At 64.7% G+C, this 22,440-nt stretch carries 20 protein-coding genes; 16 read left to right on the top strand and 4 right to left on the bottom strand.

The genetic code is table 11. The features are described from left to right. Positions 1-60 precede the first annotated feature (60 nt). Together CAL15_RS03255 and CAL15_RS03250 are read left to right on the top strand one after the other, a co-directional pair. The gene (locus CAL15_RS03255) at positions 61-363 is read left to right on the top strand and encodes a hypothetical protein (RefSeq protein WP_033470583.1); all 303 of its coding nucleotides are present in this window, start codon (positions 61-63) and stop codon (positions 361-363) included. 100 nt (positions 364-463) lie between these two features. Continuing rightward, entirely contained in the window at positions 464-2,749 is a 2,286-nt protein-coding gene (locus CAL15_RS03250; RefSeq protein ID WP_086077283.1) for a helicase-related protein, read from the top strand. Between the two features lie 71 nt (positions 2,750-2,820). Here the strand turns inward: CAL15_RS03250 and CAL15_RS24745 are convergent, their stop codons facing one another. After that, on the bottom strand, positions 2,821-2,946 hold the full coding sequence (locus tag CAL15_RS24745) for a hypothetical protein (RefSeq protein ID WP_255398788.1): 126 nt from the start codon (positions 2,944-2,946) through the stop codon (positions 2,821-2,823). Between the two features lie 119 nt (positions 2,947-3,065). Here CAL15_RS24745 and CAL15_RS03245 point away from each other — a divergent pair, with 119 nt between their 5' ends. The 14 genes from CAL15_RS03245 (at position 3,066) to CAL15_RS03180 (ending at position 15,048) form a co-directional block, all read left to right on the top strand. Beyond that, complete coding sequence (locus CAL15_RS03245) at positions 3,066-4,010, top strand: chromate resistance protein ChrB domain-containing protein (RefSeq protein WP_033470577.1); 945 nt, start codon at positions 3,066-3,068, stop codon at positions 4,008-4,010. A gap of 53 nt (positions 4,011-4,063) precedes the next feature. Continuing rightward, the gene (gene chrA / locus CAL15_RS03240) at positions 4,064-5,239 is read left to right on the top strand and encodes a chromate resistance efflux protein ChrA (RefSeq protein WP_033470574.1); all 1,176 of its coding nucleotides are present in this window, start codon (positions 4,064-4,066) and stop codon (positions 5,237-5,239) included. 59 nt (positions 5,240-5,298) lie between these two features. After that, entirely contained in the window at positions 5,299-5,892 is a 594-nt protein-coding gene (locus CAL15_RS03235; RefSeq protein WP_033470572.1) for a superoxide dismutase, read from the top strand. 170 nt (positions 5,893-6,062) lie between these two features. Further along, the gene (locus tag CAL15_RS03230; protein WP_048512706.1) at positions 6,063-6,917 is read left to right on the top strand and encodes a DUF1259 domain-containing protein; all 855 of its coding nucleotides are present in this window, start codon (positions 6,063-6,065) and stop codon (positions 6,915-6,917) included. Between the two features lie 101 nt (positions 6,918-7,018). Next, positions 7,019-7,474 (top strand): chromate resistance protein ChrB domain-containing protein, encoded by a 456-nt coding sequence (locus CAL15_RS03225; RefSeq protein ID WP_033470567.1) that lies wholly within the window; start codon positions 7,019-7,021, stop codon positions 7,472-7,474. Continuing rightward, on the top strand, positions 7,474-8,688 hold the full coding sequence (locus tag CAL15_RS03220; protein WP_033470565.1) for an MFS transporter: 1,215 nt from the start codon (positions 7,474-7,476) through the stop codon (positions 8,686-8,688). The genes CAL15_RS03225 and CAL15_RS03220 overlap by 1 nt, the downstream gene beginning before the upstream one ends. A 105-nt stretch (positions 8,689-8,793) precedes the next feature. Next, positions 8,794-8,976, top strand: coding sequence for a hypothetical protein (locus CAL15_RS03215; protein WP_033470563.1), 183 nt, complete (start codon positions 8,794-8,796; stop codon positions 8,974-8,976). Between the two features lie 99 nt (positions 8,977-9,075). Then, positions 9,076-9,624, top strand: coding sequence for a PFGI-1 class ICE element type IV pilus protein PilL2 (gene pilL2 / locus CAL15_RS03210; RefSeq protein ID WP_033470561.1), 549 nt, complete (start codon positions 9,076-9,078; stop codon positions 9,622-9,624). Beyond that, positions 9,621-10,268 (top strand): hypothetical protein, encoded by a 648-nt coding sequence (locus tag CAL15_RS03205; protein WP_033470558.1) that lies wholly within the window; start codon positions 9,621-9,623, stop codon positions 10,266-10,268. Before pilL2 ends, CAL15_RS03205 begins: the two co-directional genes overlap by 4 nt. Positions 10,269-10,279: 11 nt before the next feature. Continuing rightward, positions 10,280-10,996: a TIGR03759 family integrating conjugative element protein gene (locus tag CAL15_RS03200; RefSeq protein WP_086077282.1), complete on the top strand. Its 717-nt coding sequence runs from the start codon at positions 10,280-10,282 to the stop codon at positions 10,994-10,996. Then, complete coding sequence (locus tag CAL15_RS03195) at positions 10,981-11,601, top strand: transglycosylase SLT domain-containing protein (protein WP_086077281.1); 621 nt, start codon at positions 10,981-10,983, stop codon at positions 11,599-11,601. Before CAL15_RS03200 ends, CAL15_RS03195 begins: the two co-directional genes overlap by 16 nt. Further along, a complete protein-coding gene (locus tag CAL15_RS03190) occupies positions 11,598-12,131 on the top strand; it encodes an integrating conjugative element protein (protein ID WP_086077280.1) in 534 nt (177 codons plus the stop codon). Before CAL15_RS03195 ends, CAL15_RS03190 begins: the two co-directional genes overlap by 4 nt. Before the next feature lie 8 nt (positions 12,132-12,139). Continuing rightward, positions 12,140-14,302 carry a type IV conjugative transfer system coupling protein TraD gene (gene traD, locus CAL15_RS03185; RefSeq protein WP_086077279.1) on the top strand — a complete coding sequence of 721 codons (2,163 nt, stop codon included), beginning with the start codon at positions 12,140-12,142 and terminating at the stop codon, positions 14,300-14,302. After that, positions 14,299-15,048, top strand: a complete 750-nt coding sequence (locus CAL15_RS03180; RefSeq protein ID WP_086077278.1) for a TIGR03747 family integrating conjugative element membrane protein — start codon at positions 14,299-14,301, stop codon at positions 15,046-15,048. The genes traD and CAL15_RS03180 overlap by 4 nt, the downstream gene beginning before the upstream one ends. Before the next feature lie 91 nt (positions 15,049-15,139). Here the strand turns inward: CAL15_RS03180 and CAL15_RS03175 are convergent, their stop codons facing one another. The 3 genes from CAL15_RS03175 to CAL15_RS03165 form a co-directional block, all read right to left on the bottom strand. Continuing rightward, positions 15,140-17,767 carry an AAA family ATPase gene (locus CAL15_RS03175; RefSeq protein ID WP_086077277.1) on the bottom strand — a complete coding sequence of 876 codons (2,628 nt, stop codon included), beginning with the start codon at positions 17,765-17,767 and terminating at the stop codon, positions 15,140-15,142. Positions 17,768-17,881: 114 nt separating this feature from the next. Then, entirely contained in the window at positions 17,882-20,620 is a 2,739-nt protein-coding gene (locus CAL15_RS03170; RefSeq protein ID WP_086077276.1) for a DEAD/DEAH box helicase, read from the bottom strand. Then, positions 20,620-22,428 carry a site-specific DNA-methyltransferase gene (locus tag CAL15_RS03165; protein WP_086080898.1) on the bottom strand — a complete coding sequence of 603 codons (1,809 nt, stop codon included), beginning with the start codon at positions 22,426-22,428 and terminating at the stop codon, positions 20,620-20,622. The genes CAL15_RS03170 and CAL15_RS03165 overlap by 1 nt, the downstream gene beginning before the upstream one ends. Between the last annotated feature and the right edge of the window lie 12 nt (positions 22,429-22,440).

Here is a 22,440-nt window from a genome sequence, read left to right as displayed (position 1 = left end):
GGGTCATGTCGCCCCGATGGGGTGCCGTGGCCTCTTTTTCTTTCTGAAGGAGAAATCACCATGGCACTCGCTGTTCTCAATCTCGTCTCGCAACCACGGTTCCCATCCGGACAAGTGGTCATGACCGCCGGCATCAACGATCTGGTCCAGCAGGGTCAGTTCAATCCGGTGCCTTATCTGCGCCGCCACCTGCGTTGCGACTGGGGCGATCTCGATGACTGCGACCGGCGTTCCAACGACGCTGCATTGAAGTCCGGAGACCGCTTGTTCTCGTCCTACCAGGTCACGCCGACCTTGAAGCTCTGGATCATCACCGAGTGGGACCGCAGCGTCACCACGCTGCTGCTGCCATCCGAGTACTGATCGTCCTCTGACGGCTCGGCCGTCTTTCTCTTCCCACCCCTGGGGCATGCCATCGCCCCGCAGGGGGCGGTGCATGCCCCATTTTCATTGGAGCATCACCATGTCACTTGATCTCGAAACTGTTCCCGCGGCTGTTTCCGATGCCTCGCCCGTGCAGGGCGACCTGCTCGAAGCCGCATCTTCTCCGCTCGCCATCAGCCTGACCGACTTCGTGTCGGAGTTCGGCGACGAGCTGCTCGACTCGCTCAACCGTGCCAATCCCCCGGTCTACACCGGCCAGGTGCGGGTACATCGGCAACTCATCCTCGCAGCCCTCAAGCGCAAGCTGTTCCAGGCGCAAGCCGATGTGGTCCATGCCGTCACCGAGCTGCTGGTCGATAGCGGTGAACGCGCCGCGATCGTCAATGGCGAGATGGGATGCGGCAAGACGACGGTGGGTATTGCCACCGCCGCCGTGCTCAACGCCGAAGGCTACCGCCGAACCTTGGTTCTTTCTCCGCCGCATCTGGTCTACAAGTGGCGGCGGGAAATCCAGGAGACGGTGGCCGGCGCCAAGGTCTGGGTGCTCAACGGCCCGGACACGCTGGTCAAGCTGCTGAAGCTGCGCGAGCAGTTGGGTGTACCGGCGCAGGGTCAGGAGTTCTTCGTCCTGGGCCGCGTGCGGATGCGGATGGGGTTCCACTGGAAGCCCGTCTTCACCCGGCGGCGCACGCCCCACGGCGACGTGGCGGCGTGCCCGGACTGCGGCCACATCATCACCGACCTCGACGGCGAGCCCATCAACCCGGTCGAACTCGAAGCCGAAGAGAGCCGCCGCAAGTGCAGCCATTGCGCCGCACCGCTGTGGACGCTGATCCGTCCCAGGGGCTTGTCCGCCAGTGACCAGTCCTCGACCGTGCTCAAGGCGCTGAAGCGTATTCCCACGATTGGCGAAGTCACCGCGCAGAAGCTGATGCAGAAGTTCGGTGACGCCTTTCTCGCGTCGATGCTCGGGGACAACATCCACGAGTTCATCAACCTGATGGATGGCAACGGCGAGCTGGTCTTCTCGGACCGGCAAGCCCATCGCATGGAACGTGCGATGGCCAACATGGAGGTCGGCTTCGGCGAGGGCGGCTACCAGCCGTCCGAGTTCATCAAGAGGCAGCTTCCCCAAGGCGCGTTCGACCTGCTCATCGCCGACGAGGCGCACGAGTACAAGAACGGCGGCTCCGCACAGGGCCAGGCCATGGGGGTGTTGGCGGCCAAGGCGCGCAAGACGCTGCTGCTCACCGGCACGCTGATGGGCGGCTACGGCGACGACCTGTTCCACCTGCTGTTCCGCGCCCTGCCTGGGCGGATGATCGAAGACGGCTACCGGCCGACCAAGCAAGGTTCCATGACGTCGGCCGCGATGGCGTTCATGCGCGATCACGGCGTGCTCAAGGACATCTACTCCGAGAGCACGGGCACGGCGCACAAGACCGCCAAGGGCACCAAAGTATCGGTGCGCACGGTCAAGGCGCCGGGCTTCGGTCCGAAGGGCGTGCTGCGTTGCGTTCTGCCGTTCACCGTCTTCCTCAAGTTGAAGGACATCGGCGGCAACGTGCTGCCGCCCTACGACGAGGAGTTCCGTGAGGTCACGATGGACACGGCGCAATCCGCGGCCTATCGCGATCTGGCGGGACGGCTGACCGCGGAGCTGAAGCAGGCCCTGGCGAAGCGCGACACGACGCTGCTGGGTGTGGTCCTCAACGTGCTGCTGGCCTGGCCGGATTGCTGCTTCCGGTCGGAGACGGTGGTGCATCCACGCACGCGCAACACCCTGGCCTTCGTCCCGGCTCAGTTCAACGAGCTGGAGGTGATGCCCAAGGAGCGCGAGCTGATTGATATCTGCAAGCAGGAGAAAGCAGAAGGTCGCAAGACCCTGGTCTATACGGTCTACACCGGCACGCGCGACACCACGTCGCGCCTGAAGGTGCTGCTGGAGCAGGAAGGCTTCAAGGTGGCGGTACTGCGCGCGAGCGTGGATGCCTCCCGCCGGGAAGACTGGATCGCCGAGCAGCTGGACCGCGGTATCGACGTGCTCGTCACCAATCCAGAGCTGGTGAAAACCGGCCTGGACCTGTTGGAGTTCCCGACGATCGTGTTCATGCAGTCGGGCTACAACGTGTATTCGCTGCAGCAGGCCGCACGCCGTTCATGGCGTATCGGTCAGAAGCAGTCGGTCAAGGTGATCTACCTCGGCTACGCCAACTCCTCGCAGATGACCTGCCTGGGGCTGATGGCCAAGAAGATCATGGTGTCGCAATCCACCTCCGGCGACGTGCCCGAATCAGGGCTCGATGTCCTGAACCAGGATGGCGACTCGGTGGAGGTGGCGTTGGCGCGGCAGTTGGTGCATTGAGATTGTTTCCCTCTTGATCGGCCCCTTCGGGGGCCGAATTCTTGTCTTCGGTCGTTGCCGCAGTCGCTATTTCAGGGGAGCGTTTCAGAAAACAAAAAAGCGCGGCCGTAGTAGTGCCGGTCAATGCCAGCATCGGCCATCACCAGCTTCTCCCAGCGTTCCTTGATAAGGCTGGTCGGCGCATCGGCGGGCACCATGCGATTTGGGATCAGATCCGACGGACTCGCTACGCAACTTCGTAGATTTCGTTTGATCTATAACATGCAGTAAGATATATAACTCATTACCCACCCCTTGGCGATAAAGGAGTCCGTGCTTGAGCTTTCTCGCGCTGTTCATCAGCCTGCCCACCAAGGCATCGACCGGCCGCATGCGCGTCTGGCGCTCCGTCAAGGCGCTGGGCTGCGCGACGCTGCGCGATGGGGTCTATCTGCTGCCCGACTCGGCCGATAGCGCTACGGCGCTGGACGAAGTGGCGGCGCAGTCGGTCGAGGCCGGGGGCAGCGGCGAGGTCTATCGACTGTCGGGGTGTGACGAAGCTCAGGAAGCCGCGCTGCGCGCCCTGTTCGACCGGGGCGAGGAGTACGCGGGCATCGTCGAGGAGATCAAAGGGCTCGGACGGAGCCTGGCATCCCTGGACGGCGCAGCCGCCGCGCGTAAGCTCCAGCCGCTCGTGCGCCGCTTCGAGCAGGTGGCGCGCATCGACTTCTTCCCCGGCGAGGCGCAGCGGCAGACCTTGAGCCTGCTCGACGACCTGCGCGACGCGCTCACCCGCCGGCTTTCTCCCGACGAGCCGACCCCTCGGCAGGCTGACATTCCGCGACTGGAGCGGGCCGACTATCGGGGCCGTGTCTGGGCCACGCGGGCCCGTCCGTGGGTCGACCGGCTCGCCTCGGCCTGGCTGATCCGCCGGTTTATCGACCCGAAGGCCCGCATCGTCTGGCTGACGAGTCCCGCCGACTGCAAAGCCGATTGGCTCGGCTTCGATTTCGACGGTGCGACGTTCAGCCACGTCGGTACCAAGGTCACCTTCGAGACGCTGCTGGCGAGTTTTGGCCTGGAGGACGACCGGGCGCTGACGCGCCTGGGCGAAGTGGTGCATTGCCTGGACGTGGGCGGACTGCCGGTACCGGAAGCGCCGGGCATCGAACAGCTGCTCGCGGGCCTGAGGGCATCCGAATCCGACGACGACGCGCTGCTTGTTCGCGCGTGCGAAGTTTTTGATTGGCTGTTGAAGAGTTACGAGGAAAAAATAACGTGAACACCCTGACCCGTCCTCAGACGGATGCCACGACTGAAGCCGTCCCTCCAGCGATGAGCTACCTGCAGCTCTTCGTTCGCTTCCTCAAGTTCGGCTTGCTCGCATGGGGCGGGCCTGTGGCTCAGATCGGCATGTTGCGCCGCGAGCTCGTGGACGAGGAACGCTGGATCTCCGTCAAACGCTTCAACAAGCTGCTTGCGGTGATGCAGGTGCTGCCCGGACCCGAAGCCCACGAATTATGCGTTCATTTGGGCATCCGAGCGAAAGGGCGGCTGGGTGGCATGCTGGCGGGACTCGGGTTCATGCTTCCCGGATTCTTGCTGATGTTCGCGCTGTCCTGGTTGTACTTCCAGATTGACATCGTGGGTACCGCGCTGGGCGCTGCGTTCCTTGGCGTACAGGCGGCCGTGATCGCCCTGATCGTGCGCGCCGTGCACCGCATCGGCGAGCACATCCTGCTCGATCGCTGGTTGTGGGCCATTGCCATCGTTTGCGCGCTGGCAGCCATAGTTCGTGTCGACTTTTGGATCACCCTGCCCGTGGGTGGGCTTGTGTACGCCCTGCTCGTGCTCAAGCATCGGGCCTCAGCACTGCTAGTGACGCTGGCAGCGGTGGCGCTGGCCACGGCCATGGCATTTTGGGCTGAGCCAACAGCAAAGCTGGTGGAAACGGTCGTTCGGGGCCAAGCCTCGGTGTTGCTCATCTTCGCCTCAGGCCTCAAGGCCGGCTTGCTCACCTTCGGCGGCGCCTACACAGCGATTCCGTTCGTTCGCAACGACGCCGTCGGGCGCGGGTGGATGACGGATGGGCAGTTCCTGGACGGCCTGGCGCTGTCCGGTGTGCTGCCGGCACCGCTCATCATCTTCGCCACGTTCGTCGGCTATGTGGCGGGGGGGCCGATCGGGGCGGTGGCCATGACGGTGGGTGTGTTTCTTCCGGCCTTTGCGTTCTCGCTGATTTTCTACGACCGGCTGGAGGCGGTCGTGGAGAACAAACGGCTACACGCCTTTCTGGACGGCGTCGCGGCTGGGGTAGTCGGCCTGATCGGCGCAACCACAATCGACTTGGCGCGGGTCACTGCCGAACGCGTGCCATCGCTGACGGCGGGCATGTCGATCTTCGCCGCGGCCCTGGCATTCCTTTATGTCTGGAAGAACAAGCTCAACGTCGTCGTCGTGATCCTCGCGGCGGGACTGGCGGGGTGGCTGGTGTTTCCGGGCCAAGGCTGAACCTGATCGAGTCAGCCTTCGTCGCGCCGTTTCCGATCCACCTTGCTGAGGAAGCCAAGATGCCTTACGAACTGAAGTCCCTTTCATGCGATCCGGCCAAACTCACCGGCCTGTCTGAGAAACTCATCGTCAGCCATTGGGAGAACAACTACGGCGGCGCTGTCAAGCGTCTCAACGCCATCGAGCAAGAGCTGGCGCAATTGAACTGGGGAGCGGCGCCGGTGTTCGAGATCAACGGCCTCAAGCGCGAGGAGATGATCGCCAGCGGTTCCATGATCCTGCACGAGGTGTACTTCGATTCCCTCGGTGGCGCGGGAGGCGACCCTGGCGGGACGCTGAAGGCGGCCATCGTGCGCGATTTCGGCTCCATGGACGCCTGGCGCGCCCAATTCACGGCCATGGGCAAGGCCCAGGGCGGCGGCTCCGGCTGGACCCTGTTGGTGTGGAGTCCGCGCCGGGGGCGTCTCGTGAACGCCTGGGCCGCCGACCACGCCCACAACCTGCCCGGCGCCACGCCGCTGATCGCCCTCGACATGTACGAGCACAGCTACCACATGGACTTCGGCGCCAAGGCCGGGGCTTACGTGGACGCCTTCATGCAAAACCTGTCCTGGACCACCGCCGAAGCGGCTTTCACCCGATTGGGAGCCTGAACATGGACCGCACCATCAAACCCGAAACCCCGAAATCCGAACTCGCCAGTACGTTCAATCCTGCTGCGGGAGGGAGGCGCCCGGAACGATGTGTTGATCGTTTATCCCCACCAGGAGGTAATATGACCCGTAAAACCCGAATCCTTTTCGCCGCAGCAACAGCAGTCTGCATGCAAATGGCCGTTGCGGCCGGACCGACGGTCGACACGGCAACGATCGAGTCCGTGACGGGACTCAAGGGCAACTACAACAAGACCGAGAACGTCTTCAAGGTCAGCAAGCCGCGCGATGACGTGAAGATCAGCGTGGATCGCTGGACGATGCCCCCCTTCATGGGCCTGACATCGTGGGCTGCATTCACGCCGATGGGCGGCAGCACGATGATGATGGGCGACACGGTGCTGTTCGAGGACGAGGTCAATCCGGCCATGAGCGCCGCTCTTGAAGCCGGCCTGGAAGTGACGGCGCTGCACAACCACTTCTTCTTCGACCAGCCCAAGGTTTACTTCATGCACATCGGCGGGATGGGCGATGCGCGGCAACTGGCCACAGGGGTCAAGGCTGTGTATGACCGGGTCGCGCAGGTGCGAGCAAGCCAACCCAAACCCGCAAAGGCCTTTGGCGGCAGCATTCCCACGCCCAGCAGCATCACCGCGGCGCGCATCGAGGAAATCCTCGGCGCCAAGCCGCAAGTGAAGGACGGCATGGTCAAGGTGAGCTTCGGGCGCGAGGCGAAGATGTACGGCACACCCGTCGGCAATGAGATGGGCGTCAACACCTGGGCTGCGTTTGCAGGGACCGACGAGCGGGCCGTGGTGGACGGTGACTTCGCGATGCGTGAGGAGGAACTCCAGACCGTACTCAAGGTGTTGCGGCGAGAAGGAATCAACATCGTGGCGATCCACAACCACATGACGCACGAGGAGCCGCGCTACGTCTTTCTGCACTACTGGGGCAAAGGCAAAGCGGCGGAGCTGGCGCAGTCGTTGAAAAGGACTTTGGACGCACAGAAGGCCGTGAAATGACGCGGGCCGGCCCCTGGCGCTCTTTGCCCTGCCTCGTGGCTTGCCTGATTGCGGCGAGGGCTGGCAGTTCGAACGCTCAGAAACAAGAGTAGGAGACCGTCATGCAATGGATTACCCGTGAACGCCCGAAAATCGACCGCATCGCCTGTCCCTGGCTGATTGCCCGCTTCATCGACGAAAGCCCGGAGTTTCTCTACGTGCCGTCGGGCGACGTCATGAGGATCGCCGCCGAGACTGGGGCTACCCCCTATGACGTCTCCGGGGTGGAACTGGGTCACCACGGCGATCAATGCAGCTTCGATGCTTTCATCGCCAAATACCAGCTGACGGACCCGTCCTTGCAGAAGCTGGCCATCATCGTGCGCGCCGCCGACTGCGCCCAGCCGCAACTGGCGAAGGAAGCGGCCGGCCTGCTGGCCATCTCGAAAGGGCTGTCGCTCAACTTCGCCGACGACCACGAGATGCTGAAGGCAGGCATAGTGATGTACGACGCGCTCTACGCCTGGTGTGCGGATACGCCGCTGAAGAAGGTCGCGCGGCTGCTCGGCTCGAAGTGATGCTGCTACCCGCCGGGGCCGCGCCCGAGGCGCGCCTGCTGCTCGTCGGCCGGGCGCTGCGGGCCTTCACCGACGGTTATGTCGCCATCCTGCTGCCGGTCTATCTGCTGGCCTTGGGGCTGGGCACATGGGAAGTCGGGCTGATCAGTACCGCCACACTGCTCGGCTCGGCGCTGGCGACCCTGGCGGTAGGCCAGTGGGGACATCACTTCCCGCAGCGCCGGCTGCTGCTCGCCGCCGCCGGACTGATGTGCCTGACCGGTCTGCTGCTGGCCGGCCTGGGTGGCGTTGGCGACTTCTGGCCGCTGCTGCTCGTCGCCTTCGTCGGCACGATGAATCCCAGCTCCGGCGACGTCAGCGTCTTCCTGCCGCTGGAGCACGCCCGCTTGGCCGAGTCGGCGCAGGGCGAGGCGCGCACCTTCCTCTTCGCGCGCTACACCTTCGTCGGCGCCTTGTGCGCCGCGGCCGGTTCCCTGGCGACGGCCATTCCGCAAACCCTGACGAATGCGGGCCTGGTGCAGCTCGACGCGCTGCGCCTCATGTTCGTCGCCTACGGGCTGACCGGCGTCGCGATCTTCCTTCTTTACCGCACGCTGCCGAACCATCCGGTCCACGCACAGGCGGCGCCGCCCGCACCACTGGGGCCTTCGCGCGGCATCGTGATCAAACTGGCCGCGCTGTTCTCGGTCGACGCCTTCGCCGGAGGACTGATCGTCAACACCTTGCTCGCGCTCTGGCTGTTCGAGCGCTTCGACCTCTCGCTCGCCGCCGCCGGCCAGTTCTTCTTCTGGGCGGGGCTGCTCTCGGCAGGCTCCCAGCTCGCAGCGCCCTGGGTGGCGCGCCGCATCGGCCTCGTCAACACGATGGTGTTCACCCACATCCCGTCGAGCGTCTGCCTGATCCTCGCCGCCCTCGCCGAGAGTCTGCCGGTGGCGCTCGCGTTGCTGTTCCTGCGCAGCGCCCTGTCGCAGATGGACGTGCCGACGCGCTCGGCCTTCGTCATGGCGGTAGTCACGCCGGCTGAGCGCGCCGCGGCGGCAAGCTTCACCGCCGTGCCCAGGAGCCTCGCGGCCGCGGTGAGCCCGGCCATCGGTGGCGCGCTGTTCGCCGCCGGCTGGCTGGCCGCACCGCTGGTGGCCTGTGGCGCGCTGAAGATTGCCTATGACCTCGCGCTCTGGCGCGCCTTCCGACGGCACGGGGAGGCGACGCCGTGAGGCCGGTCCCCGCGCCCGATCCTGATGGGAAAGTCAGAAACACTTCAGTAGACCGGTCGCGAAGCGGGCCATAGATTGACGGCATCCGTCTGGAACGGTGCCGTCATGCGCATCCTGATCATCGAAGACCAGCTGCCGTGTCGGAGCACCGAGTCACCGGAGCAACTTCGCCGGTTCATCGAGCGGATCGAACCGGTGCGGCCGCACTTGCCGGACCGGGCGGCGTCTTCAACGGCGAACCCGAGCGCCATCGCCACCGGCGAAATGACGGGCCCGAACCCGTCCTGACTTCCCTCGGAAACGGGGCGCCGCGCGTTTCGGATTTCCGGCATCCCGCGCAGCACGGTTCTGCAATGGTGAAGGCATCTCATCGCCATGGGGTGCCACATGCTGCCGTCTCTGCCTCGTTTTCTCTGCATCTTCGCCGTGCTCAGCGGCCTGCTGTCCGGCTGCACGACGACACCGGCCACCCCTGACCACATAGAAGCACCGCCCGACGAGCCAGCTTCGGAGCAGCGACTGGTGCCCGTGGCCCGCTACGGCCGCTACACCCTGGTCGAGCTGGTGCCGGAGCCCGCGCAGCGTGATCTCTTGCAGCAGGCGGTGGTGGTCTCGATTCCGCCCATGCTCGATGCCAGCGTGGGCGATGCCATGCGCCATGTGCTCCTGCGCTCGGGCTACCGGCTCTGCGATGCGGCCGAGGCCGCCACGCTTTACGCGCTGCCGCTGCCTGCCGCACATCTGCACGTGGGTCCGCTGATGCTGCGCGATGCCTTGCTGACCCTTGCCGGCCCCACCTGGGAGCTGTCGGTCGATGACTTGACCCGCCAGGTCTGCTTCAGCCGGCACGGTGCTCCCACCTTCCTTTCCGCCAACCCGCCCGGCACCGCCACGCCCGTGCCGGACGCCCACCGGCCCGAGGAACTGCAGCCATGACCTTTCCCCAAGCGCCATCCGAGCGCAGTTCCCGCACGCGTTGGCTCAAGATCGCCGCGACCGTCTGGCTGCTGCTCACAAGCACCCTGGCCGTCGTCAACAGTGTCGGCCTGTCGCGTCTCACCGAACAGGCCGAGGCCAGTGCGCAGGACGCCCATGTCCAGGCGCTGGGCCTGCGGCTGGCCGAACTCGAACAGCAGGCCGAGGTGGACAGGCGCCGGCCTACGCCGCTCAGCCAGGCCGAATTCGCCACCGCGCAACAGGCGCTGGACGAGCGCATCGCGCGTGTCGAGGCGGCACAGTCTGCGGACAGCCTCGCCATCGACCTGCAGACCTTGCAGGCTCGTGTGCACGGGATCGAAACCCGTCTGGAAGAAGCCCGCAAAACTACCGCCGTCGCCGCCCGTCGAGCACCCGAGGTGACAAAGCCGGCGCTGCCGGCTCCACCGTTCCAGGTGGTCGGCGTGGAACTGCGCGGCGGCGAGCGCTTCCTGTCGGTCGCACCCATGGCCGCCACCTCGCTCGGCAGTGTCCGGCTGCTGCGCGAGGGTGACGCGGAGAGCGGCTGGCACCTGCAATCCATCGAGGCTCGCGCCGCCGTGTTCCGCGTGGACGGCCAGGTGCAGCGCCTTGCCGTGCCGTAGGAGGGCGGGCCATGACCCTGCGGCCGATGCTTGCTGCCGTTCTTCTGTCCGTCTCCCTGGGGGCCTCCGCGCAATCTCCGGTGACGAATGCGCGCGTGGTGCCCAGCCAGGTACAGCCCAACACCGATGCGGCGCTCGACGAGCGTCAAGCGCGGGACTGGGGCCTGCAACCCGAGGAGTGGGCACGCTTCCGACAATTGATGCAGGGGCCGCTCGGCGTGCATTCCCCCCAGCTCGATCCGCTCACGGCGCTGGGCATCGAGGCCCGCAGCGAGGAGGAGCGCAGGCGCTACGCGGAGTTGCAGGTGCAGGCCGAGGCCCGGCGCGTCGGCAAGACGCTGGCCTACCAGCGGGCCTACGACGCGGCGTGGCAGCGCCTGTTTCCCGGCCAGCCGCGCGTGAGCCTGCCCGGCGCCAAGGCGCAGGGCGCCGGAAACACCGGTTCCGGGCGCCTAGCGGTCTTCGTCAAGGCCGACTGCGCACCGTGCGCGCAGCGCGTGCAGCAGTTGCAGGCGGCCGGCACGGCCTTCGATCTCTACATGGTCGGCAGCCGTCAGGACGACGCGCGAATCCGGCAGTGGGCCACCCGGGCGGGCATCGACCCGGCCAGGGTGCGCGCCCGCACCATCACGCTCAACCACGATGCAGGGCGCTGGCTGTCGCTCAGCCTCCCCGGCGATCTGCCGGCCGTCGTGCGCGAGGTGAACGGCCAATGGCAGCGGCAATAGGTATTCCGGGCCGGGAGCGTCGGCCATCCCGCGTCGCCATCCGCTGCGCCAGCGCCGTGCTGCTGCTCGCCACCGGCGGCTGGGCGTTGGCCGCCCTGGCGCGGGAAGTGCCGCCGCCGGCCTATCAACTGGCGGCGCATCGTGCAGACGTACCAGCGGCGGTGCTGTACGCCGTGGCCCTGCAAGAGAGCGGCACCCGGCTGCGCGGGCGCCTGGTGCCCTGGCCGTGGACGCTCAACGTCGCCGGCAAGCCGTACCGCTATGCCACCCGCGCCGAGGCCTGCGCGGGACTGCGCCAGGCGCTCAAGCGCACGTCTGCCACCCGCATCGACGCCGGGCTCGGCCAGGTCAATCTCGGCTACCACGCGCAGCGCTATGCGCAGCCCTGCGAACTGCTGGACCCCTACCGCAACCTCGCCATCGCCACCGAGATCCTGCGCGAGCAGCACACGCCGGGCGAGGACTGGCTGCTCGCCATCGGCCGCTACCACCGCCCGGCCGGGGGCGCCCCCGCAGCGCGCTACCGGCGCAGCGTGCATCGGCACCTGACTCGCGTGCTCGGCCCTGGCGCTCCCGTTACAACCCTCCAGGGCACCACGCCATGAACCACATTGTCCTCATCGCCGCCATCGGGCTGCTGTCCACGACCACCGTCTTCGCCCAGACCGCCTCCGCGCCACTGATCGTGGTCGAGGACCGCGGCGGCGCGTCCGCACTGCCGTACTACCAGCCCTTGAATCCGCAGCCGGACGACACCGCGCGGCCAGCCCCGCTGCCACGCCCGCGCGTGGGCAACTCGGCCGAGGCCGAAGTCGCGATGCTGCCAGTGCGCTCGGCGAACCTGTCACCGGGTGACGTGCCGCGCCGCGTGATCCGCGCGCCGGGCCTGACGCCGCTGTTCCTGGTCGGCGACGACACACGCTCGCGCGCTTGGCTGCGGCAGCGCCACGCCACGTTGCGAGAGCTGGGCGCCGTGGGCCTGGTGGTCAACGTGGAGTCGACGGCGGCGCTGGTCGAGCTGCGCCACCTGGCGCCCGGCCTGACCCTCGCGCCGGCCTCGGGCGACGACCTGGCCCAGCGCCTGGGCCTGCGCCACTACCCGGTGCTCATCACGTCCACCGGCGTCGAGCAGTAGGTGCGCAAATGGCCCAGCCGCATGCGGTCGAGGTTCTGCTGCGGCCAGCGGTGGAGCTTTACACCGTGGCGGTCTGCACCGGCGCCGCGATTCTGTGCCTGGTGGCACCGTGGTCGCTCGCGCTGAATCCGCTGCTCGGCCTGGGCGCGGCGCTGGCTTTCCTGACCTTCGGCGCCATCCGCCTTAATGACGCCTGGGCGATTCTGCGCTACCGGCGCAACATCCGCCGCCTGCCGCGCTACGTGATGATCAGCCGCGACGTGCCGGTGAGCCAGCAACGGCTGTTCATCGGCCGGGGTTTCAAGTGGGAGCAGCGGCACACGCACCGGCTGATGCAGACCTACCGGCCGGAGTTCCGCCGATTCGTGGAGCCGACCGCGATCTACCGCGCGGCGCGGCGGATGGAGGAGCGGCTGGAATTCGCGCCGTTTCCACTATCGAAGCTTGCGCGGGTCCTGGCCTGGGACAGCCCTTTCAATCCGGCCCGGCCGCTGCCGCCGGTGGGCGGACAGCCACGGCTGCACGGCATCGAACCCCACGAGACCGACGTGACGCTGCCGCTGGGCGAGCGCGTGGGCCACTCGCTTGTGCTCGGCACCACGCGCGTGGGCAAGACGCGGCTGGCCGAGCTGTTCATCACGCAGGACATCCGCCGCCGCAATGCGGCAGGCGAGTACGAGGTGGTGATCGTTTTCGACCCCAAGGGCGATGCCGACCTCTTGAAACGCATGTACGTGGAGGCCAAGCGCGCGGGGCGCGAAGGCGAGTTCTACGTCTTCCACCTGGGCTGGCCGGACATCAGCGCGCGCTACAACGCGGTGGGCCGCTTCGGGCGCATCTCCGAGGTCGCCACCCGCATCGCGGGCCAGCTCTCCGGCGAAGGCAACAGCGCCGCATTCCGCGAGTTCGCCTGGCGCTTCGTCAACATCATAGCCCGCGCCCTGGTGGAGCTGGGGCAGCGGCCCGACTACCTGCTGATCCAGCGCCACGTCATCAACATCGACGCGCTGTTCATCGAGTACGCCCAGCACTACTTCGCCAAGAACGAGCCGAAGGCCTGGGAGGTCATCGTCCAGCTCGAAGCCAGGCTCAACGACAAGAACATCCCGCGCAACATGATCGGGCGCGAGAAGCGCGTCGTGGCGCTGGAGCAGTACCTGTCGCAGGTGCGCGTCTACGACCCGGTGCTCGATGGCCTGCGCAGCGCCGTGCGTTACGACCGGACCTACTTCGACAAGATCGTCGCCTCGCTGCTGCCGCTGCTGGAGAAGCTGACCACCGGCAAGATCGCGCAACTGCTCGCACCGAACTATTCGGACCTGTCCGACCCGCGGCCGATCTTCGACTGGATGCAAATCATCCGCAAACGCGCGGTGGTCTACGTGGGGCTGGATGCGTTGTCCGATGCCGAAGTGGCCGCAGCGGTGGGCAACTCCATGTTCTCCGACCTCGTTTCCGTCGCGGGGCACATCTACAAGTTCGGCATCGACGACGGCCTGCCCGGATCGGCGACTGGCGTGAAGGTGCCCATCAACGTCCATGCCGACGAGTTCAACGAACTCATGGGCGACGAGTTCATCCCGATGGTCAATAAGGGCGGCGGCGCGGGCGTGCAGGTGACGGCCTACACGCAAACGCTCTCGGACATCGAGGCGCGCATCGGCAACCGCGCCAAAGCCGGCCAGGTGATCGGCAACTTCAACAACCTCTTCATGTTGAGGGTAAGAGAGACCGCCACCGCGGAACTGCTGACGCGGCAACTGCCCAAGGTCGATGTCCATGCCACCGCGATCATGAGCGGCGCCACCGACAGCTCCGATCCGCTCGGCAACACCGCCTTCACGTCCAGCACCCAGGACCGCATCAGCACGACCAGCGTGCCGCTGATCGAGCCCGCACATGTGGTGGCCTTGCCCAAGGGGCAGTGCTTCGCGCTGATCGAGGGCGGCACGCTCTGGAAGGTGCGCATGCCCTTGCCGGCCCCCGACCCCGACGAGGCCATGCCCCAGGATCTGCAGCAGTTGGCCGGCTACATGCGCCAGCACTACGTCGAGGCCGGCGACTGGTGGGAGAACCAAGGCATGCAGGGCCTGCAGGACGGCGCATTGCCCGCCGACCTGCTGGACGACTTCAAACAGATGGCGACCGCCGCTGACGGAGTGGAAGCATGAGCGACCCGGCCGTCGCGGCACAGCGCCAGCAGCAACGACAGCAGGGGCTGATCGCCGGCCTGGTCACGTTGCCGTTCCGCTTCTTCGGCGTGCTGTGCGGCGCGCTGCTGCTGTGCATCCTGATCGAATGCGTCGGCATGCACTTCTTCTGGCCCGATCAGGGCTGGCGTCACGCCCAGGGCATGCTGCACTACGAGCTGGATCAGCTCTCCACGCATTTCACGCGCAGCGCGCTGGTGCAGGAGCCGGGGCGCACCGCGCACCGGCTGGTCGAGGAGGGCTACGACTGGCTGTTCGTGAAAAGCGGCCTGCTGGACTGGATACACGACGCCTCGGCGCAGGCCAGCGCCGGCAGCCATCGCCCGACCAAGGATTTCCGCTACTACATCGGCCTGGTCTACGTGAACGTGGAGAGCTACCTGATCGCGGCGGCCTACACGACGCTGGTCTTCCTCGTGCGGCTGCTGGTGCTTTGCCTGACCCTGCCGCTGTTCCTGATGGCCGCCTTCGTCGGGCTGGTGGACGGCCTGGTGCGCCGGGATGTGCGCCGCTTCGGCGCGGGCCGCGAATCGGGGTTCATCTATCACCGCGCCAGGGCCAGCCTGATCCCGCTGGCCGTGCTGCCGTGGGTGACTTACCTCGCACTGCCGGTCAGCGTGAACCCGCTGCTGATCCTGCTGCCCAGCGCCGCATTGCTCGGCGTGGCGGTGTGCATTGCGGCGGCGACGTTCAAGAAATATCTGTAGCTGCAGCCCTGCGCCAGATCAGATGAACGATGCCACAGTTTCGGTTCTCTGCTTCGTCAAGTACTCCAGCATCGGCGTGAACGAATACATCTCAAGCAATCTTCTTCTGCCTGTCTCGCAGAGACGCGGCCCAGTTCTTCAAAGCCTGGATGTCCTGAAAAAGATCAGCAGGTGGTGGCGGCACGGCATTCCTACCGCTGGATGGATCGTGTGCGTCAACAATGTCGCAGCACTTCTTGAATCCGGCGGCAAAAGCATCGCAGTCAGCCTCGGTGAGCGCACTGACCTTCTTCAGGTCCCTGGCGTTGATGTAGTCCCTATGGCGTTGAATAACGCGGACGAAAGCGATGTCCTCCAGGCCGCGCTCCCATGTGGCGCGCAGCGAGTTGTAGAGCTTTGCCACCTCGACCGCGTACTCGTCTTCCTGGTTGTTGTCATGCAGCAGCTTTGCCGCACGTGCAGCCTTCTCCAGCTTGTCGATGCGATCTTCGACGCTCTGGGCCTTCCAGGGCAGGCCGTCGGCTACCATACCGGCTCCCGCGGCGCCACGACTGAGCGTCGTGAGCCGCACTGCCCGCCCGGTCTTCGTCGCGTGGTCATTCAGATCGTTCACGAACACCAGATCATGCGTGAAGACGATGACCTGACGGTTCTCCGCTTCTTCCACGAGACGCTTGGCCACCTGCCCACGCCAGCGATGGTCCAACGAGGACACCGGGTCATCGAAGACCAGAGCAGAGCGGTGCATCGCGGTGGCAAGCTCGGTCATGAAGGCGGCCAGCGCCACGCAGGTCTTTTCCCCTTCGCTCAGGATTTCGTGGACCTTGGCATCCGGCTTTGCGAAGAGGCGCACCTGATACTGCGGTGAGCCGTACTTGCCGCCGGAGCGCACGATTTCGACGCGAACCTTCGAGGCCGCAAGCCTGACGATCTCTTCCTGAAATCTGTCGCGCAGCCGAGGCGTAATCACGGTGTCGGCAATGTCATTGCCCATCTTGGTGATAGTGTTCGTCGCCGTGTCGCCCGCACACTCGGTCAGAAACCGGATGGTCTTCAGCCGCTGGATTTCGTCAGTGACGACCGGCAGCATGCCGGCGAGCAGTGCCCGGTCGCTCAGCTCGGCGAAATCGGCTTCGAGCTTCTTGCGTTCATCCGCGTCAGCGGATTTGCGCAGCTCGGCGGCGTAGCTGCGGACCGTGGTCTGAAGCTGGCCGAGATCGGGCAGCGGCGACAGTGGAACGGGCGGAAGCTGTACCTCGCCGTTTCCGCCCAAGGCTTTGAGCAGAACGTGGCGCCGCAGCCGGGCTGCGGCGATGAAGCGGCGCGTCTGCTGCTGCAGCAGCTGATTCTGGAGGCCCAGCTCGTCGAGACTGGCCTTCACCGCCCGCGTGCCGATTGCCCCGGCAGCTATGGTCTGACGTGCGGTCTGAGCCGCCTTCTCTGCCTCGCGTGCCAGCTGTTCCGTGTCCTCCTGGATGAAATCCTCAAAGCGCGCCATCCGTGCACGTGCCTCAGCTTTCAATGGCTGCTGGCAAAGCATGCAATGCGCGTCTTCGGCCGACGGCGGAAACGGCTGTCCGGGGTATGCGATCTCCGTCGAGTAGCGGCGGGCGGAATCCCAAAGCACCCGCCATGTCTCGCCGCCGACCCCGGCAAGGGGTTCGCCCGTGAAGGCCTTCTCCGCGGCAAGACGTGCAGCGTCCCGTTTCGACCGTGCGTCCCTGGCGAGGGCAGCGGCTGCCAGAAGCTCCTCATCGGTGGTTCTGGCTTCAACGCTGTTCACCGCGGTAATCAGCCGCATGACGTTGTCGGCTTTGACGGTCTGTTCCGCCGCTGCCTTGGTCGGATTCTTCGACAAGTCTTCCCGCAGACGCTCAAGACGGGCGCTTTCGTCTGCCGAGAGCGCCGCCAGGGCTTCGATCTTCTTTGCGTCTGTGTTGGCGTTCAGCGCGGCAAGCGCCTTCCCCACGGCCGTGGTGGCCTTCCAAGTCGGCGCCGCAAAGATCGGATTGCGGGCCTTCTCAAGCTGATTCTGTTCAGCTGCGAGGGCATCCTTCACCGCCTGACAGGCTGCAGCAAGCTCATCCGGTACGTCCAGACCAAAGGGCCGGAATGCAACTTCGTTCTTCTCGCGGATATGCACTGAGGCGCAGTCGCTATCGAACACGCTCACTGCAGACAGCGTTGCATGCGGATTTGCGCCGTTCTGCCACTGCTCGACCGGCTGCGGCACACCGCCGACCCCGTACGCGATGTTCGCGCCGACGCGCTTCGGGGGCTGATCGGCATACACATTGGGTTCGATTTTTCCGGCATGCCTTGCACGACATGCGCGCTTCAGGATGCGTGCATAGCCGGACTTGCCCGCACCGTTGTCGCCGTAGATGATCGTAATTCCATCCGGCTCGAAGCCGAGGGTCTGGCCGGCGGCAAGGTTGTTCACGCCGGTCGCGTCGGCGATCGACAGAAGCGATACCGCAGCGATCTGACCGGGGTTGGCCGGAAGGTGGGCCTTCTCCAGCGGTACCGCTTTCAGCGCGCCTACGGGTACAGCTTTGCCCTGTTTGCAAAGGTCCACGAGTTCGCCGATATCGGCGTCCGTCAGACGGCCGTTTGCGATGATGCGGCGCAGGGCGTCACGCTGCCAGAGTGGACGATCCTTTGACCAGTCCAGAATCGTTTCCAGGACGGTCTTTTGCGGTGCGGCGGGTTTCTGCATTTCTTGTTCCTCTTCCCTGCCGGTTCATCATGCCCGTGAAGCGGCGATTTCCCGCCGCCTGGGTGCCTTGCCGGAATCGCTTTTGCTCACCGAAGTCGATCAAGGGCAGCTCAACTACGTCTTGACCTCAAAGCGCAGGTAATCCGCGAGCCGTTTCGACTCGCTGACTTCGTCATGAGGCACCAGCAGGTACTTCCAGGGCTTGGTGCCAACGTTCGCCGCGTGATCGGAAGCGTGCTTGCACCACCGCATGGCGGCAGCGGCCTTGACCTGAACCTCCTGCGTGTTGATGTCGGCACGTGCCTTCGTCTCCACCATGAAGATGGTCGCGTCCGTCTCGGCCACGAAGTCGGGGATGTATTCCGGCTGCTCGGCGCCGAGCTTGTAGTAGATCTGGAACTGCCCCTTCGCGGGCTTGAGCCACTTCGTCGCGTCGCGCTCCAGGATGATGGCGAAGCGCCGTTCGGTATCCGAGTCGAACTTCTGCAGCGGGTACAGACAACGCGCGAAGCCACCGAAGAGCATCTGCTTGATGCGACTGGTCTCGGTCACGGTCTCCCGGAAGTGGTGGGCCGTCTGGCCTGCCGTGGCGGTGTAGTTGCAAGGCTTGAGTTCAGTGAAGCCGCGACTGACCTGAACCTCGTACTCAGTCGCCTCCTCCCAGAAGTGGGCCATCATCTGCGCGTGGATTTCCCGTGCGATCAAGCGGCGGTCACGATCGAGGACGCTGATGGCCTCGTCCTCGGACAGATAGCCGCGCAAGTGTTGCACCATCTGGCCCGCGAGGTCGTAGAGCAAATCGGCGTGGGTGAAGTAGTCAATGTCGTCGAAGTCCACCAGGGCGTGGACGATGTAGTCCTCCGGGCGCTGTTCCCGCAGCCCGACTTCGGCGGCCAGGGTGAACTGCTCGTTCGTGCGCAGCATCTGACCGACGATCTCACGCTGGCCAGGCTGGAGATGGAGCTGGCTCAGGTCCAACTTGAAGGCGTGGAAGCCCGTCGTGACCTCGCCAGTTGGCACCACCGCGATGCGCGGGATGTCGATGGTCTGCTGCACCACGATCTCGGTGGTCTTCGCCACCACAGCGGACAAGTCAAGTGCGGGGACTGATTCATCCGCGCCCGCCAGCAATTCGCCTTGTAGGGGTTTCAACCGCTCCGTCACCTCCGCCAGGATTTCCTTCTGCACCTCGGGTCTCAGCAGCGCGCTGCTGGTAGGCACCAGATCGCGCCTGATCTCGTACTTGCCAATGACGTCCATGACCACGCGCGCGGCCTGCTTTTCCGCCTCGGTGGTGAACACCGGGGCCGGCGCGGCGGTGGCTGTCGCTCCATTGGCGACACCTGATGGGCCCGTCTGCACGACCGGCGTGTCCGTCAAACCGAGGCGAGCCGCTGCCCCCGACTCGACCTGCACGCTAACCTTCTTATCGTCGGCGCTCGGTGCATCGAGGATGACCTGCTTCAGGCGAATCGGCGAGTCGCCTCGGTTGGCCTCGTCGATGATCTCCTGGAACTTGTCGTGCGCGACGATGTTCAAGCGATCCACCGACGCGACGCCCGTGCGCTTGCCGTAGGGCAGTCGCAGGCCACGTCCGATGGACTGTTCGATCAGCGTGCGGGCATTCGCCGCGCGCAGTGGAACGATGGTGTAGAGGTTGGTCACGTCCCAGCCCTCCTTGAGCATGTTGACGTGAATCACGATCTCGGTCGGCTCGTCCACGCTCTCCACGGCCAGCAGGCGCGTGATCATCTCTTCTTCCTCCGCGCCGGTGCGGCTGGAATCGACCTGAATCACCTTGCCCTGGTAGCGCCCCTCGTAGAAGGCTCCCGACTCCAGAAGCGCCAAGAGTTGCGCCGCGTGCGTGGTATCGCGAGCGATGACGAGCATGAAGGGCTTGACCGGCTTGACGCCGTTCTCGCGGGCGTAGGTGAGCAGCTCGACCTTGGTCGTCTCGTGCAAGCGCACGCCGTCTTCCAGTTTGGTCTTCTCGATCTCCTCGGGCGTGTGGGCCTTGGCGTCGAAGTTGCGCTGTGTGACCACGGCAGGCTCCTTGACGAAGCCATCCTCCATCGCCCGCGCCAGCGGGTAGTCGATCACCACGTTCTTGAACGGCACAGGACCTCGGCTGGACTCGACGAAGGGCGTCGCTGTCACCTCCAGACCGAACAGCGGCTTGAGTTCGTTGATGGCGCGCACGCCGGCGCTGGCCCGGTAGCGGTGCGATTCGTCCATCAGCAGCACCAGGTCAGACAGGCTAGCCAGGTGGTTGAAGTAGCTGTCGCCAAGCACCTCCCGCATGCGCTTGATGCGGGGCTCTTTGCCTCCGCGTACCTCGGAGTTGATCTTGGAAATGTTGAAGATGTTGATGCGCACGTCGTGGGCGAAGCCCATCGATTGATCGCCTACCGCTGCACCGGTCTGGTCGTAGTTGTCGCCGGTGATGATCAGCGGCGGTTGCTGCGCGAATTCGGCGATACCCTTGAACACGTATTTCGGCGTGTTGCGCGTGAAGTCCGTGATGAGCTTGTTGTAGATCGTCAGGTTGGGCGCCAGCACGAAGAAGTTGTTGATGCCGTGCGCAAGATGCAAGTAGGCGATGAAGGCTCCCATCAGGCGCGTCTTGCCCACGCCCGTGGCCAGCGCGAAACACAGCGACGGGAACTCGCGCTCGAAGTCCTCCAGCGTGCTGAACTCGGCCTTCAACGTGGACAGAATGGCCGAGACATCGCGCTCGTGACCCAATAGCTCAGGCGCAGCATCGAGCGCGCGAGCGAGCTTGATAAGGGACTCGGCCTGGGGCAGGCGGAGAGACAGACGGCCGGTAACGGCGTGCAGGACGCGGGTGCTCATTATTCGTTCTCCCCAAACAGGCCGCCCTGTCCCGCGTTGGCGAGGGCCGCATTCTTGTTCTTGTTCTTGATCTTCTTGCTGCTATCGACCGTGGCCGCAGCCTCGGTCTTCTCAATCTCCGCCATTGGTAGGTTGATCACATTCAGGCTGTAGTCGTCACGGCCCCAATGGCAGCGGGCCAGCACCATCTTCGGGATCTTCTTCAGCGTCAGGTTCGGCCAGCGCTCTGCCGCTCTGGCCGCCGTGACTCCGTGGAAAGCGGCGCAGCACACCAGCAGGCTCCGCTCCGGGCCGACTTCATCGGACAGCGCCTGCAACTGCTCAGCGGACAGGTTCTGCGTGGTGACGTAGATGAAATCGCGCTCGCTGGAGTGGCCGTGCTGCCACCAGTGCGTTTCCGACGGAGCGTAGGCAAAGCCTTCCAGCTTGGCCAGCGCCTCGGCCAGTTGCGCAGCGTTGTATTCTGGATTGATGACCGGGTTGCCCCAGCGGTCGTTGACGATCAGGCTGGGGGCAAGGCGGTAATAGCGGAAGCCGCCGCCGCCTTTCCAGCTCATCGCTGCAGTGACACCTGCCGGGTCTTCGCCATCGATCACCTTCTTCAGGCGGGGAATCACGTGGGAGTGACAATGCTCGCCCAACTCCACCATGATCCAGCGACGCCCCATTTTGTGGGCGACTGCCCCAGTCGTTCCAGAGCCAGCAAAAGAATCAAGAACGATGTCGCCAGGCTTGGTTGCCAGATCAAGACATCGCTTGATAAGCCCCTCGGGCTTTTTTCCTTTTGGGAAGTTGATCCCACCTTCGTTGTGGAGATTATTGGAGAGAATGTCATCCCATAGGCTGGTCAAAGGCTCACCAGCCACGTACTTCCCGTCAATGAACTTGAGCTTATCCGAGTAGAAGAGGATTCGCTCTCCATTGACGAAGTACATATTCGAATGAGATTCGCGTTCTAGCAGCAAGACTTCGCCGGATCGAGCCTTCGATCTGTCAATCATCTCCCGCGCTTCACTGCTAACGGCGTTGTAGTCTGGCCGTGCGAGACGAACTACACGCTCCGCATTCTTCATCACAAACTCGGAAAGCTGCTCCTCGTACAGATCCCCAAAGGTCTTCTTGAGGCCGCGTTCCGGCATACCGAGATTCATTGCGAACGCGCTAGCAAGCGTGACAAATCGCCAACGAGAGAAGGGCTCTTCGTAGTTTTCGATGAATTGCCCATAGCGCTTGTCCCGCTCTGCACGGGCCGTGAAGACTCGATTGGGCGTCCACAACGATTTATTCTTTGCGTAGATCAGAATGAAGTTAGTGGTGCTCACAACGCCTGGATTGATTGCCTTGTGGCCGGTAGCTGATCCTTGCTTGAAGGTCACCACTGAAACCCGATTCGCCCGCCCGAACACTTCGTCCAACAACGCGATCAGGTATCCGAGCTCGTTATCGTCGATGTGCACAAACATCGTTCCGTCATCGGACAGCAATCGCCGAAGAGATTCGGCGCGATCGCGAATGAGTCCAAGCCAAATGGAGTGCTCGTATCCATCGTCGTAGTGCTCAAATGCCTGTTGCGTATTAAAGGGCGGGTCGATGTAGATGCACTTCACCTTGCCTGAGAACTCCTGCTCCAGCGCCTTGAGCGCCAGCAGGTTGTCGCCGAAGATCAGCCGGTTGTCGAAGATGTCGCCATCCGACACGCGATGCGTGGCGTGATATGACTTCTCGGGGTCTTCGAGCAGGATGCGGGGCTCCAGCTTGGGCCGCTTCTCCTTCCCGATCCAGGTAAGTTCTAGTTTTTGTTTGCTCATGGTCATGCCACC

This window comes from Bordetella genomosp. 13 (assembly GCF_002119665.1).
Classification (GTDB): domain Bacteria; phylum Pseudomonadota; class Gammaproteobacteria; order Burkholderiales; family Burkholderiaceae_B; genus Bordetella.
This window is presented reverse-complemented; position numbering and strand designations above follow the sequence as displayed.